The organism is Gibbsiella dentisursi, from assembly GCF_039539505.1.
Taxonomy (GTDB): domain Bacteria; phylum Pseudomonadota; class Gammaproteobacteria; order Enterobacterales; family Enterobacteriaceae; genus Gibbsiella; species Gibbsiella quercinecans.
Genome location: NZ_BAABDG010000009.1, coordinates 191,261 through 205,787, shown reverse-complemented (window position 1 = coordinate 205,787; position 14,527 = coordinate 191,261). Strand labels below are relative to the sequence as shown.

The following is a 14,527-nucleotide window of genomic DNA, read 5'->3' as shown; positions in this document are numbered from 1 at the left end:
ATCAGGCGAGGTAGCTCAGGATGGTGCTGATCACCGTGCGCTGATTAACGTCCGACATATTGTAGAACAGCGGCAGCCGCACCAGGCGCTCGCTTTCCTGGGTGGTGAAGCGATCTTCGCCGTCAAAGCGGCCGAAACGCTCGCCCGCCGGGCTACTGTGCAGCGGGATATAGTGGAATACCGACAAAATCTCCGCTTCTTTCAGGTAGGCGATGAACGCCGAGCGATCCTCAATATCCCGCAGCTTGAGGTAAAACATGTGCGCATTGTGCACGCAGTCGGCCGGGATCACCGGCAAGGCGATCCGCCCGGCGGCGGCCAACGGTTTGAAAGCGTTGTAGTAGTTTTGCCAGAGCTGCAGGCGGCGCGCGTTGATTGGCTGCGCCGCTTCCAACTGCGCCCACAGGTAGGCCGCCTGTAAATCGGCCATCAGATAGCTGGAGCCGATATCGCGCCAGGTGTATTTATCGACCTGGCCGCGGAAAAATTGGCTGCGGTTAGTGCCCTTTTCGCGAATGATTTCCGCCCGCTCAATCAAGGCGCGATCGTTAATCAGCGTGGCGCCGCCTTCACCGCCGGCGGTGTAGTTTTTGGTTTCATGGAAACTGAACGCGCCCACGTGGCCGATGGTGCCCAGCGCCTTACCTTTATAGGTGGACATCACGCCCTGGGCGGCATCTTCCACCACCAGCAGGTTGTGCTTCTCCGCCAGCGCCATGATGGTGTCCATCTCGCAGGCCACGCCGGCGTAGTGCACCGGCACAATGGCGCGGGTTTTCTCAGTGATCGCCGCTTCGATTTTACTTTCATCGATGTTCAGGGTATCCGGGCGGATATCCACATAGACGATCGTCGCCCCGCGCAGCACAAAGGCGTTGGCGGTGGAAACAAAGGTATAGCTCGGCATGATGACTTCATCGCCCGGCTGGATATCCAGCAGAATGGCCGCCATCTCCAGCGATGCCGTGCACGACGGCGTCAGCAGCACTTTCGGGCAGGCGAAGTGTTGCTCCATCCACTGCTGGCAGCGGCGAGTAAAGCCGCCATCACCGCACAGTTTGCCGCTGCCCATGGCCGCCTGCATGTATTCAAGCTCGGTACCTACTACCGGTGGTGCGTTAAATGGAATCATGTAAACCTCGGTATAACCAGTACGCGGTGTCCGTCACCCTGGCACCGTGCCGTTGATAGAGCCGCAATGCGGGAATATTGCCCAGTTGGGTCGCCACCCACAGGCGCGCCAGTTGCCGCTGTTGGCACCAGCCCTGCGCCGCCGCCATCAGGCGGGCGCCGACGCCCTGGCCTGCCGCCCCGGGGAACGCCGCCAGCAGCCCAATACGCGCCTGCTGCCGGCCGATATCGCGCAGGCTGACAAACCCAACGGGCTGGCCGTCGCTGCCCAATGCCAACAGGCACTGGTGATCAAAGGTGCCGAGCACCGCTTTTTCAACCCAGGCAGCGTAAAAGCGGCCGCTGTCTTGCGGCGCATACCACGGCGCGCGAAAGCGGCTAATGGCGAACACTGTGCTGGCCGCCGCGCGCAGCGCGGGAATATCCGCCGGCGCGGCGGGGCGTACCGACAAATCCTGGGCAGCTGGCTGTTCATCGCCGACGGCCAGGGAAAGATCGACCGCCCCTTCCACCAGGCGAAAACCGAAGCCCGCCAGCGCATCGGCCAGATCCAGACGCTGCGCCGGGATCCTGGCCTGCACCAGCGTAAACGCATCCAGCGCCTCGGCCGTAAGGGCCGGCGCCGGCGAGCTGAAGTTCAGCTTCGCGCTGGCCATGCCGAAAAACGCGCTTTCCCAGCTTAACGGCTCAACGGTGGCGTACAGGCACATATTCCCCACTCCTTAAAGCGGTGCCGGCGTTAACGCCAGACGCCTTTGGTATCCACAATCCAGCGTTGTTTGATGGCCTCGGGCGCAATGGCGCGGAATTCGTTGTGATCCACCAGCAGCACCAGCACATCTGCCTGCTGCAGCGCGGCATTGAGAGCTTTGAGCACCACCTGGCCGACCAACGATTTTGGCAGTTGCTCCACGTTCGGTTCGATCACCTGGGTTTCCCCTACGTGCCAGTTGGCGATCAACTGCGCCACTTCCACCGCCGGGCTTTCGCGCAGATCGTCAATATTGGGCTTGAACGCCAGGCCGAAGCAGGCGATTTTGACCTCCGCCGCCCGTTTACCGGTCGCCGCCAGGCAGTCGGCAACGGCCGCTTTAACGCGATCGACCACCCACAGCGGTTTGCCGTCGTTAACCAGGCGTGCGGTGTGGATCAGGCGCGCCAGCTGCGGGTTCTGCGCCACGATAAACCACGGATCCACCGCAATGCAGTGGCCGCCGACGCCGGGGCCGGGCTGCAAAATGTTGACGCGCGGGTGGCGGTTCGCCAGGCGAATCAGTTCCCACACGTTAATCCCCTGCTCAGCGCAGATCAGCGACAGTTCGTTAGCAAAGGCAATATTCACGTCGCGGAAGCTGTTTTCCGTCAGTTTGCACATCTCCGCCGTGCGGGAGTTGGTAATCACGCACTCGCCTTCGAGGAAAATCTTGTATAGGGCGCTGGCGCGCGCGGAGCATCGCGGCGTCATGCCGCCAATCACGCGGTCGTTTTGAATCAGCTCCACCATCACCTGCCCCGGCAGCACGCGCTCTGGGCAATAGGCGATATTCACGTCGGCGGCTTCGCCTGCATCCTGTGGGAAACGCAGATCGCCGCGGGCTTCGGCCAGCCATTGCGCCATCTGTTCCGTCGCCCCCACCGGGGAGGTGGATTCCAGAATGACCAAATCGCCTTTTTTCAGCACCGGCGCCAGCGATTTGGCCGCGGCCTCAACAAAGGCCAGATCCGGCTCATGGTCGCCTTTAAACGGGGTGGGAACGGCAATCAGAAACGCATCGGCCGCCTGCGGCTTGGTCACCGCCTGCAAATAGCCCCCTTCCACCGCCTCTTTCACCACGTGGGCCAGATCGGGTTCGACAATATGAATGGCGCCACGGTTAATGGTATCGACCGCATGGTGGTTCACATCAACGCCCACCACTTTTTTCCTGCGGGAGGCGAACGCCGCCGCCGTTGGCAGCCCGATGTAGCCCAGACCAATAACCGAGATCGTGTCAAAATTCATAGTGTCACCTGATGATTCTTCAAAGCTTTGAGGATACGCTGGCAGGCATGCCCGTCACCGTAAGGATTATGGGCCCGGCTCATCATGTGATAGGTCTCTTCGTCCGTCAGCAGGCGGGTCACCGCGCTGACGATCCGGGCCACGTCCGTCCCTACCAGTTGTACCGTGCCGGCATCGATCGCTTCCGGCCGTTCGGTGGTGTCGCGCATAACCAGCACCGGCTTGCCCAGCGACGGCGCCTCTTCCTGAATGCCGCCGGAGTCGGTCAGGATCAGATAGGCATGCGTCATCAGATAAACGAACGGCAGGTAGTCTTGCGGCTCGATCAGGAAAATATTGTCGATGCCTTGCAAAATACGGTTAACCGGCTCGCTGACGTTCGGGTTGAGGTGCACCGGGTACACCACCTGCACTTCTGGGTGGCTGCGGGCAATGTCCGCCAACGCGCTGCAAATACGCTCAAACCCGCCGCCAAAACTTTCACGGCGGTGGCCGGTCACCAGGATCAGTTTTTTATCGGCATCCAGGAAGGCATAGCGCTGCGCCATGCGGGCGCGCTGGGCGGCGTCGCTTAGCACCTGATCGCGCACCCAGAACAGCGCATCAATCACGGTATTGCCCGTCACGAAAATATGGCTGTCCGGCTGCTGCTCATGCAGCAAATTCTGCCGTGAGTTTTCCGTCGGCGCGAAATGGTACGCCGCCAGGTGGCCGGTCAGCCGGCGGTTGGCCTCTTCCGGCCAGGGGGAATAGAGATTACCGGTACGCAGGCCCGCTTCCACATGGCCGACCGGAATGCGCTGGTAAAACGCCGCCAGGCTGGTGGCCAGCGTCGTTGTGGTATCACCGTGCACCAAGACGACATCCGGCTTGAAATCGTCGAGCACGCCTTTCAGGCCTTCAAGGATCCGGCAAGTGATTTCCGTCAACCCTTGCCCAGGCTTCATGATATTGAGATCGTAATCCGGCGCGATCGCAAACAATCGCAGCACCTGATCCAACATCTCACGATGCTGCGCTGTGACGCAGACTTTTGATTCAAAGGCAGCATCCTGCGCCAAAGCATGTACCAGAGGAGCCATTTTGATAGCTTCAGGCCTGGTGCCGAAAACAGTCAACACTTTCACTGTGGGTCTCTTCTTGTCGGTTAACTGCAGGCGAACCTGCAAATGGGGCGCTTTCGCACCCATTAAAAGAATTATTATTATATTTTAATGAGTTGGCCGGCGAGCCAAGGCAATACCCGCGCCAACCAGGGCACCTACGGCCCCCCACAGCACCAGCCAGAATACACGCCGTGGGCTATCGCGTTTCACCGGCTCTTCCGGAGTGCGCAGATAGCGGTAAGTCTGAAACTTGTCATCCAGCGTCGGGCCGACGTTCAATGTTGCCAGCATCGCGCGGTTTTGTTCGTAATCAAGATCATAAGACGGCCCGGATGCCTGTAACCCTTCCAGGCGCGCCTGCAGCATCGGCTTGCCCAGCAGGAACAGATCGGAATCCGGCAGTTGCTCCGCCGGCGTCGTCGTCTGGGTGCGGCTAATGCCCTGCAGATCGGCGATTTTCAGCGCCTGCTGCACGGTGTTCAGTTCACGTTGATACAACGCCTTGGCCACCGTTTCCTGGCGCTTGACCTGCGCCTTCATGGAAGTGGTGCGCGCCGCCCAGGCGCCCTGAATTTCTTCGTTCAGGTGCTGCGCCGCCCGGTGGCTGGCGAAAGCCACATACTGGCGCAGCAGGCGGTTGGCGTCGCTGGCAGTTTCGGCGGTTAATTTTACGCTATCGTTCGGGACTTTTTTGTCATCACGCGCGGTGAAGACAATATTGGCGATCAGTTCATCAAGCAGCACGGCATCAGCACGCGCATCGCCTTCCTGGCGCTGCCGGTAATAGTCGGTGTGCAGCCAGAAATCACGGCGGGTATCATACGCGGCCAACTGCATCACGAATTCATTATAGGCTTCATCCGCAATACCGGGTTGATCGGCGGGGGCCACCGGCGTGGCGCGAGCGTCCAGATTGCGCAGAAACTGCTGCTGCGAATAGTAACCGCCCAGGGCATTCACCGTCGGCCGGTCGGTAATCGCCGTCGCGCTCCATTCCTGCTTCACCAGGTAAGAGACGCCCAATGCCACCACGGCAAACAGCAGCGCCATCCCGATAATCCAGGCTTTACCGCGCCACAGAGTACAAAACAGGCCGCGGATATCCAGCTCGTTATCCACCACCGGGGTCCTTTTGACAGATGTTGTCTCTTGAGTCATCACAGCCTCTGGTTAAGGTTGTTGCTTATTGCCGGAACGCCGCATGCGGCGTTTTAAACGCTTGATGTAACGCGCAACGCGCCAGGCGCGCTTGATGCAATAACCATAAAACAGGAATGCCAGCAGAAATAATGCCAACATAAACCATTCAGGGATAAAAGTAAGCCGCTCGCCGAGCACGCCAATCGCCGCCAGCAGCGCGGCCGCCAGGGTGATCAATACAAACGCCTGGTTCGGGGTAAACCCCGCGCGCATGATCAGGTGGTGAATGTGCTGGCGATCCGGCGAGAACGGGCTCATGCCTTTACGCAGGCGGCGATACATGATGGCGATCATATCCATCAGCGGGATGGCGATGATCCACAGTGCGGTAACCGGGTTGATGGCGTGGCTCACGCCCTGGGAACTTTGCAGCAAGAGCCAGATGGCGGTAAAGCCGATCAGCGTGCTGCCGGCATCGCCCATAAAAACCTTATAGCGCCGGCCGAGAATGCCGAGGTTAAGCAACACATAGGGCACAATGGCGGCGATCATGGCGAAACACCAGAATGCACGGTCGGTATGCCCGCTCAGATAAAGCAGCAGCCCGAGCGCGCCGAACGATACGCAGGACAGCCCGCCGAGCAGGCCGTCAATGCCATCGACCATGTTAAACGCGTTAATCGCGGCCCAAACGGCGAACAGCGTCACCAGGTAGCCAAAAGGGCCGAGCTGCATTTCCCAGTTGCCGAGCACGTGCCCGAAGCTGCGCAGATACAGGCCGGCAAAAACCATCATGGCGATACCCACCAGCGCCTGAACCAGGGCACGGATTTTTACGCTGATATCATAGCGATCGTCCAGCGCGCCAACCAATACCAGCACGCCGGCACAGGCCAGATATAATTTTCCATGAGCAATCGTTTGGTCAGAGATCAGAAAGGCGAAGCACAGGCCGATATAGACGGAAATGCCGCCGACCAACGGGATCATCCCCTGGTGGCGTTTACGGTAGTTGGGTCTATCAACCAAGCCAATGCGTTTTGCGACCTTGCGGGCAACAAAGAGAAAAGCCAAAGAAAACAGAAAAACAAATAGAAGTTCAGTACTCATGTGAGTAAGTTCACAGTTAACAGATCTCTGAGAAAGTAAGGCAGCTTAACACGGGCTACAGCAGGCACCAGATGTTGTACTCCCTTTCAGTCATTTCCTATGACAACAGTAATTAATTCCCATTACGCAATAGCCGTCCCCCACATTGAAACCGTAATGTGGCATATGGATTGCCCGCTAATAATGTATACCCTTCATACTTCAAGCTGCAGGTGTGTTGGCTTTCCTCGCTCACCCCAGTCACTTACTCAAGTAAGCTCCTGGGGATTCACTGCGTTGCCGCCTTCCTGCAACTCGAATTATTTTGGGTATATAACCCTTCATACTTCATGTTGCAGGCATATTGGCTTTGTTACCCGGCTGATCCTTAGAGCCTATCCCCTACGGAGCCGCCGCCTTCCTGCTACGCGAATTATTTTGGCTACAGAAATCCAAAATGATAAGTTACAAAATAACTTACGCTTTTATTACTGCTACTTATCGTATCCGTCAAATGCGAAAAACGCCACGCTTAGGCGTGGCGTTCTCCGGATTTTTTACTCAATTATGAGCGCTTCATCATATCGAAGAATTCATCATTGGTTTTGGTCATCGCCAATTTGTTGATGAGGAACTCCATTGCGTCGATCTCGCCCATCGGGTGAATAATCTTACGCAGGATCCACATTTTCTGCAGTTCTTCAGACGTGGTAAGCAATTCTTCTTTACGGGTACCGGAGCGGTTGTAATCGATCGCCGGGAACACACGCTTCTCGGCGATTTTACGCGCCAGGTGCAATTCCATGTTGCCGGTACCTTTAAACTCTTCGTAGATAACCTCGTCCATTTTCGAACCGGTATCCACCAGCGCGGTGGCGATGATGGTCAGGCTGCCGCCCTCTTCCACGTTACGCGCTGCGCCGAAGAAACGCTTCGGACGGTGCAAGGCGTTGGCGTCCACACCACCGGTCAGCACTTTACCGGACGCCGGCACCACGGTGTTGTAGGCACGGGCCAGACGGGTGATGGAATCCAGCAGGATGATCACGTCTTTTTTGTGCTCAACCAGGCGCTTGGCTTTCTCGATCACCATCTCGGCGACCTGTACGTGGCGGGAAGCCGGTTCGTCAAAGGTGGAAGCGATCACTTCGCCCTTCACCAGACGCTGCATTTCGGTCACTTCTTCCGGGCGTTCATCGATCAGCAGCACCATCAGCACGCAGTCTGGGTGGTTGTAGGCGATGCTCTGCGCGATGTTTTGCAGCAGCATGGTTTTACCGGCTTTCGGCGGCGCCACAATCAGGCCTCGCTGGCCACGGCCAATCGGCGATGCCAGATCCAGCACGCGGGCGGTCAAGTCTTCGGTCGAACCGTTGCCGCGCTCCATGCGCAGACGGGAGTTAGCATGCAGCGGCGTCAAGTTCTCAAACAAGATTTTGCTGCGGGCATTTTCCGGTTTGTCGTAGTTAACTTCGTTAACCTTCAACAGGGCAAAATAGCGCTCGCCTTCTTTTGGCGGACGAATCTTACCGGAAATGGTATCACCGGTGCGGAGGTTGAAACGGCGGATTTGGCTTGGAGAAACGTAAATGTCGTCAGGGCCGGCGAGATAGGAGCTGTCTGCGGAGCGGAGGAAACCAAATCCATCCTGCAGTATCTCCAAGACGCCGTCGCCGAAGATATCTTCCCCACTCTTGGCATGTTGCTTGAGGATAGAGAAGATAATGTCCTGTTTGCGCATGCGGGCAAGGTTTTCCAGCCCCATATTTTCGCCTAGAGTAATTAGCTCAGAAACCGGCGTATTCTTTAATTCGGTAAGATTCATAGTGGTGGGTTCTTAAACTCGGGGTATGTCTCGAACTTAGTATCGTGAATGGTATGGCAGCGTGATACGTGCCTGTTTACTGGGCGTTCGATCACCAGCCCGGCCCGGTAAGGTACAGCCTTACTGTGGACGCATGCGCTGACGGTGTAAGATCGAAGGTGCCTTAAAACTGATTTTTTGCAAAACCGTTTGATTGTTAAAACATCGGCTGGGTTCACTTTTCTTTCAGCGCCGACGCTTCAACACAGAGTAAAGCTTAGATTCTAACTCTTTAGATTTAAAACTTATGGCAAGTACTATATGCAGTTGTGGCTAAATTTAGCACGCTTCCTGGCGGGCGTCTAGCGTTGAATCACAATCTCGCCAGACGCCCTCCAAAGGCATCCCGCCCGCTTACAGATTCGCGTTCAGGAAGTCTTTGAGTTGGCCTTTGGACAGCGCGCCAACTTTGGTCGCCGCCACTTCACCATTTTTGAACAGCAGCAGCGTTGGGATACCGCGGATGCCGTACTTCGGCGCCGTCGCCGGGTTCTGATCGATATTCAACTTGGCGATGGTCAGCTTGCCTTCGAATTCTTCGGCGATTTCATCCAGAATCGGAGCAATCATCTTGCACGGCCCACACCATTCAGCCCAGAAATCGACCAGGACAGGACCTTCAGCTTTCAGTACGTCAGTGTCGAAGCTGTCGTCAGCCAGGTGAATAATTTTATCGCTCATGTTTTACTCCACAGGATTATGTCTACCTTGTTGGTGTAGCATTAACCAACCTAAGGTGACTTTATTTCACCGGATACGCTTTCGTAAAGCAATAGTTAGCTGATATTCTACCACACTATGAGCAAAACACACTTAACAGAACAGAAGTTTTCCGACTTCGCCCTGCACCCATTGGTGATTGAAGCCCTTGAAAAGAAAGGGTTTCATAACTGCACGCCTATTCAGGCGTTAGCATTGCCGCTCACGCTCTCCGGGCGTGACGTAGCAGGCCAGGCGCAAACCGGTACCGGCAAGACGTTGGCATTTTTGGCGTCTACTTTCCATTATCTGCTTTCCCACCCGGCGAAACAGGATCGTCAGATCAATCAGCCGCGCGCATTGATCATGGCGCCAACGCGTGAGTTGGCGGTGCAGATCCACTCCGACGCGGAAGCCCTGTCCCAGTCCACCGGCCTGAAACTGGGCCTGGCCTACGGCGGCGACGGCTACGATAAACAGCTCAAGGTGCTGGAAAGCGGCGTTGATATCCTGATCGGCACCACTGGCCGCTTAATCGATTATGCCAAGCAGAACTACATCGATTTGGGCGCCATTCAGGTGGTGGTGCTGGATGAGGCCGATCGGATGTACGATCTGGGCTTTATCAAAGACATCCGCTGGCTGTTCCGCCGGATGCCAGCGGTGGATCAACGCCTGAATATGCTGTTCTCCGCCACGCTGTCCTATCGCGTGCGTGAACTGGCCTTTGAACAAATGAACAACGCTGAATATGTTGAAGTGGAACCGGAACAGAAAACCGGCCACCGCATAAAAGAAGAGCTGTTCTACCCGTCCAACGAAGAAAAAATGCGCCTGCTGCAGACGCTGATCGAAGAAGAGTGGCCGGACCGCGCCATCATCTTCGCCAACACCAAGCACCGCTGTGAAGACATCTGGGGCCATCTGGCCGCCGACGGCCACCGCGTAGGCCTGCTGACCGGCGACGTCGCGCAAAAGAAACGCCTGCGTATCCTGGACGACTTCACCAAGGGGAACCTGGACATCCTGGTCGCCACCGACGTCGCTGCGCGTGGGCTGCATATTCCGGCCGTGACTCACGTATTCAACTACGATCTGCCCGACGACTGCGAAGACTACGTGCACCGCATTGGCCGTACCGGCCGCGCCGGCGCCAGTGGGCACTCCATCAGCCTGGCCTGTGAAGAGTACGCGCTCAACCTGCCGGCGATCGAAGCCTATACCGGCCACAGCATTCCGGTGAGCAAATACAACAGCGACGCGCTGCTGACCGATCTGCCGGCGCCAAAACGCCTGCAGCGCCCGCGCAACAACAACGGCCCGCGCCGCAATACGTCACAACGCCGCAGCAGTGCGCCACGTAACAACCGTAAACGTTCAGGCTGATAAATCATGCTCAGTTCCAGCACGCTTTATGCCGCCATTGACCTTGGCTCCAACAGTTTTCACATGTTGGTGGTGCGTGAGGTGGCTGGCAGTATCCAGACCCTGGCTCGCATCAAGCGCAAAGTGCGCCTCGCCGCCGGGCTGGATCAGAACAATCTCTTGTCGCACGAGGCCATGCAGCGGGGTTGGCAGTGCCTGAAGCTGTTCTCTGAACGCCTGCAGGATATTCCCCCCCAGCAGATCCGCGTGGTGGCAACGGCAACGCTGCGCCTGGCGAATAACGCCAACGCATTTTTGCAGACCGCCGAACAGATCCTCGGTTGCCCGATCCAAGTGATCAGCGGCGAAGAAGAAGCCCGCCTGATTTATCACGGCGTCGCCCACACTACCGGGGGGCCGGATCGCCGTTTGGTGGTGGATATTGGCGGCGGCAGCACCGAACTGGTCACCGGCACCGGCGCGCAGGCCTCGCAGTTGTTCAGTCTGCCGATGGGCTGCGTCACTTGGCTGGAACGCTTCTTTAGCGATCGCAACCTGGGGCGGGAAAACTTCGAGCGCGCCGAACAGGCCGCGCGCGATATGGTGCGCCCGGTGGTCGACCAACTGCGCAAACAGGGCTGGCAAATCTGCGTCGGGGCTTCCGGCACCGTGCAGGCGCTGCAGGAAATCATGGTGGCGCAAGGCATGGATGAGCGCATCACCCTGCAGAAACTGCGCCAGCTGAAGCAACGCGCCATTCAATGCGGCAAGCTGGAAGAGCTGGAAATTGAAGGCCTGACGCTTGAGCGAGCGCTGGTTTTCCCCAGCGGTCTGTCTATTCTGTTGGCGATTTTCCAGGAGCTGGGCATCGAAAGCATGATGCTGGCCGGCGGTGCGCTGCGTGAAGGCCTGGTGTACGGCATGCTGCACCTGCCGGTGGATCAAGACGTGCGCAACCGCACGCTGCGCAACCTGCAGCGCCGTTATCTGCTGGATACCGAACAAGCGGAACGCGTTAACCTGCTGGCGACCAACTTCGCCCAACAGGTGGCCAATACCTGGCAACTGGACGAACGATGTCGGGAATTGCTGCATGCCGCCTGTTTAATCCACGAGATCGGCCTTAGCGTTGATTTCAAACGGGCGCCACAGCATGCCGCCTATCTGGTGAGCCATCTCGACCTGCCAGGTTTTACGCCCGCCCAGAAAAAGCTGTTAGCCACCCTGCTGCAAAACCAAAGCAACACCATCGATCTGGCGCTGCTCAGCCAGCAAAATGCGGTGCCGCCGATCATGGCGCAGCGCCTGTGCCGTCTTCTGCGTCTGGCGATTATCTTTGCCAGCCGCCGCCGCGATGACACGTTGCCGGCGGTGCGGCTGCGGGCCGGTAGCGATGAGGAACTGACGGTGATCCTGCCGCATGGCTGGCTTGAGCAGCATCCGCTGCGGGGCGAGACGCTGGAGCAGGAGAGCCATTGGCAAAGCTATGTCCATTGGCCGTTGGTGCTGGAAGAGCAGAACTAAAGCCCGCTACGCCAGCGGGTGTTTCATCGCGTTAGCGCCGGCGTTCGAGCCAGGGCAGCATTTTACGGCTGGGGGGGGTAACCGCGCAAACCTCTTGCGGGCGCCCTAATTCCCGCCCTTCGCCTTGGCCAACATCGCCCTGACGTTCGCCAAATGGCTCTGCCCTTTTTGCATCCGCTCTTGCGGGCTCACCACTTTGCGCTCGCTTTCCCACTGCAAATCATCCTGCGGCAGTTCCAACAGGAAGCGGCTGGGCTCCGGCCGCACCAGCTCGCCATATTGGCGCCGTTCACGGCACAGGGTGAAAATCAGCTCTTTTTGGGCGCGGGTTATCCCTACATAGGCCAGGCGCCGCTCTTCATCGACGTTATCCTCATCAATACTGCTCTGATGTGGGAGCAACCCCTCCTCCATCCCCACCAGGAACACATACGGGAACTCCAGCCCTTTGGAGGCGTGCAGCGTCATCAATTGCACCTGATCCAGCTCTTCTTCATTTTCGCCGCGCTCCATCATATCGCGCAGGGTAAAGCGCGTGACCACCTGGGTCAGCGTCATCGGCTCTTCCAGATCGCTGCCGGTCAGCATTTCGGTCATCCAGCCAAACAGCGTATTGACGTTTTTCATGCGCATTTCGGCTGCTTTCGGGCTGGTGGAGGTTTCAAACAGCCAGCTTTCATAATCCACGCCGCGGATCAGATCGCGCACGGCCGCCACCGGTTCACGCTCCGCCAGTTGCGCCACTTCGGCCATCCAGTGGGTGAAACGCTGCAGCGATTCCAGCCCACGGCCGCTCAACGACTGGCTCAGGCCAAGATCAAAGCTGGCGCGGAACAGGCTCTTATTGCGCTGATTGGCCCATTCACCGAGCTTTTGCAGCGTCGCCGGCCCAATTTCGCGCTTGGGGGTGTTCACAATGCGCAGAAAAGCGCTGTCGTCGTCCGGGTTGGTCAACACCCGCAGATAGGCCAGCAAATCTTTGATTTCCGGGCGTGAGAAAAAGGAAGTGCCGCCGGAAATCTTGTACGGAATGCGGTTTTGCATCAGCATCTTTTCAAACACCCGCGACTGGTGGTTGCCGCGGTAGAGGATCGCATAATCGCCATAGTGGGTTTTCTTCACAAAGTGATGGGCAATAAGCTCCCCCACCACCCGTTCGGCCTCATGATCTTCGTTGTTCGCCGTCACCACCTTGAGCACTTCCCCATAGCCCAGCTCCGAAAACAGGCGTTTTTCAAACACATGGGGGTTATTGGCGATCAGGATATTGGCCGCTTTCAGAATGCGCTCGCTGGAGCGATAGTTTTGCTCCAGTTTGATCACCTGCAACTGCGGGAAATCCTCTTTTAACAACACCAGATTCTGCGGGCGGGCGCCGCGCCAGGAATAGATCGACTGATCGTCATCGCCCACCACGGTAAAGCGCGCGCGGTTGCCCACCAGCAGCTTCACCAGCTCATACTGGCTGGTGTTGGTGTCCTGATATTCATCGACCAGCAGATAGCGGATGCGGTTTTGCCAACGTTCCCGCACCTCATCATTGCGCTGCAGCAGCAGCGTGGGCAGCAGGATTAAATCGTCGAAATCCAGCACGTTGCATGCCCGCATGTGCGTATCGTACAGGCCGTAGCAATGGGCAAACAGCTTATCGCGCTCCGAGCGGGCCAACCCCATCGCTTGCTCCGGGTTAACCAGATCGTTTTTCCAGTTGGAAATGGTCGAAATCAACTGCGCCACCAGCGTTTTGTCATTTTCCAACCATTTCTCGGTCAGCTCTTTCAGCAGCGCCAGCTGATCCTGATCGTCGAACAGCGAAAAGTTGGATTTCATGCCCAACGCGGCATATTCACGCTTGATCACCTCCAGCCCCAGCGTATGAAAGGTGGAAATCATCAGGCCACGCGTTTCTTTACGCCCCATGGTCTGCGCCACACGCTCTTTCATCTCGCGCGCGGCCTTGTTGGTGAAGGTCACCGCAGCAATATGGCGCGCCTGGTAGCCGCAGTGGTGCACCAGATGGGCGATTTTATTGGTGATAACGCGGGTCTTGCCGGAGCCGGCGCCGGCCAGCACCAGACATGGCCCGGTGACAAATTCGACGGCTTGTTGTTGGCTGGAGTTTAATCGCATGGCTCTTTTCTGCTCGGCTTGCATAACGTGGGAGAGGGATTGTAGCAGAAAGCCGCGCCGGGATTGAGAACCGCATTCAACGGAAAAGGCGCGCAATCGCGGGTATAATCAACGCCATTACGCATCAACGAAGGTAACCCCATGGCAAAGACCGCGTGCGCCCTGCACATCCTGGTGGATAACGAAAAGCTGGCCAACGAACTGCTGGCTAAACTCAAACGCGGCGTCAGCTTTGACACGCTGGCGCGTAAATATTCACGCTGCCCGTCAAAACGCAACGGCGGCTCGCTGGGCGAGTTCAACAAAGGCACCATGGTGCCGGCGTTCGATAAGGCGGTGTTCAGCATTCCGCTGCTCAAGCCCTTCGGGCCGGTCAAAACCCAGTTCGGCTATCACATCATCAAGGTGTTATACCGCAATTAACCGCTGCCGCCACGCGGCGGGCAACACCAGGCGGCCTAAACCGCCTGGTGCAGG

12 protein-coding genes are annotated in these 14,527 nt (G+C 57.6%); 3 read left to right on the top strand and 9 right to left on the bottom strand.

Annotated elements, in window-relative coordinates:
* Position 1: 1 nt before the first annotated feature.
* The 8 genes from rffA to trxA all read right to left on the bottom strand — a co-directional run bounded on the left by rffA (position 2) and on the right by trxA (position 9,013).
* Positions 2 to 1,132 (bottom strand): dTDP-4-amino-4,6-dideoxygalactose transaminase, encoded by a 1,131-nt coding sequence (gene rffA / locus ABFX35_RS19840; RefSeq protein WP_279026044.1) that lies wholly within the window; start codon positions 1,130 to 1,132, stop codon positions 2 to 4.
* The gene (rffC, locus tag ABFX35_RS19835; RefSeq protein ID WP_346082589.1) at positions 1,119 to 1,841 is read right to left on the bottom strand and encodes a dTDP-4-amino-4,6-dideoxy-D-galactose acyltransferase; all 723 of its coding nucleotides are present in this window, start codon (positions 1,839 to 1,841) and stop codon (positions 1,119 to 1,121) included. The genes rffA and rffC overlap by 14 nt, the downstream gene beginning before the upstream one ends.
* Before the next feature lie 29 nt (positions 1,842 to 1,870).
* The gene (gene wecC, locus ABFX35_RS19830) at positions 1,871 to 3,133 is read right to left on the bottom strand and encodes a UDP-N-acetyl-D-mannosamine dehydrogenase (protein ID WP_346082588.1); all 1,263 of its coding nucleotides are present in this window, start codon (positions 3,131 to 3,133) and stop codon (positions 1,871 to 1,873) included.
* Positions 3,130 to 4,260, bottom strand: a complete 1,131-nt coding sequence (gene wecB / locus ABFX35_RS19825) for a non-hydrolyzing UDP-N-acetylglucosamine 2-epimerase (RefSeq protein ID WP_279026038.1) — start codon at positions 4,258 to 4,260, stop codon at positions 3,130 to 3,132. Before wecB ends, wecC begins: the two co-directional genes overlap by 4 nt.
* Before the next feature lie 84 nt (positions 4,261 to 4,344).
* On the bottom strand, positions 4,345 to 5,397 hold the full coding sequence (gene wzzE / locus ABFX35_RS19820) for an ECA polysaccharide chain length modulation protein (RefSeq protein WP_346082587.1): 1,053 nt from the start codon (positions 5,395 to 5,397) through the stop codon (positions 4,345 to 4,347).
* Positions 5,398 to 5,409: 12 nt separating this feature from the next.
* Complete coding sequence (wecA, locus tag ABFX35_RS19815) at positions 5,410 to 6,489, bottom strand: UDP-N-acetylglucosamine--undecaprenyl-phosphate N-acetylglucosaminephosphotransferase (protein WP_095846381.1); 1,080 nt, start codon at positions 6,487 to 6,489, stop codon at positions 5,410 to 5,412.
* A gap of 544 nt (positions 6,490 to 7,033) precedes the next feature.
* On the bottom strand, positions 7,034 to 8,293 hold the full coding sequence (rho, locus tag ABFX35_RS19810) for a transcription termination factor Rho (protein ID WP_095846383.1): 1,260 nt from the start codon (positions 8,291 to 8,293) through the stop codon (positions 7,034 to 7,036).
* A gap of 393 nt (positions 8,294 to 8,686) precedes the next feature.
* A complete protein-coding gene (gene trxA / locus ABFX35_RS19805) occupies positions 8,687 to 9,013 on the bottom strand; it encodes a thioredoxin TrxA (RefSeq protein ID WP_095846384.1) in 327 nt (108 codons plus the stop codon).
* Positions 9,014 to 9,130: 117 nt separating this feature from the next.
* Here trxA and rhlB point away from each other — a divergent pair, with 117 nt between their 5' ends.
* Together rhlB and ppx are read left to right on the top strand one after the other, a co-directional pair.
* The gene (rhlB, locus tag ABFX35_RS19800) at positions 9,131 to 10,417 is read left to right on the top strand and encodes an ATP-dependent RNA helicase RhlB (RefSeq protein WP_346082584.1); all 1,287 of its coding nucleotides are present in this window, start codon (positions 9,131 to 9,133) and stop codon (positions 10,415 to 10,417) included.
* A 6-nt stretch (positions 10,418 to 10,423) separates the two neighbouring features.
* Entirely contained in the window at positions 10,424 to 11,920 is a 1,497-nt protein-coding gene (gene ppx / locus ABFX35_RS19795; protein WP_346082583.1) for an exopolyphosphatase, read from the top strand.
* 105 nt (positions 11,921 to 12,025) lie between these two features.
* On the opposite strand, the gene rep is transcribed toward ppx, so the two are convergent.
* Positions 12,026 to 14,050, bottom strand: coding sequence for a DNA helicase Rep (gene rep, locus ABFX35_RS19790; protein WP_279026028.1), 2,025 nt, complete (start codon positions 14,048 to 14,050; stop codon positions 12,026 to 12,028).
* 141 nt (positions 14,051 to 14,191) lie between these two features.
* On the opposite strand from rep, the gene ppiC reads away from it, so the two are divergent.
* Entirely contained in the window at positions 14,192 to 14,473 is a 282-nt protein-coding gene (gene ppiC / locus ABFX35_RS19785) for a peptidylprolyl isomerase PpiC (protein ID WP_095846387.1), read from the top strand.
* The last annotated feature ends 54 nt before the right edge of the window (positions 14,474 to 14,527 follow it).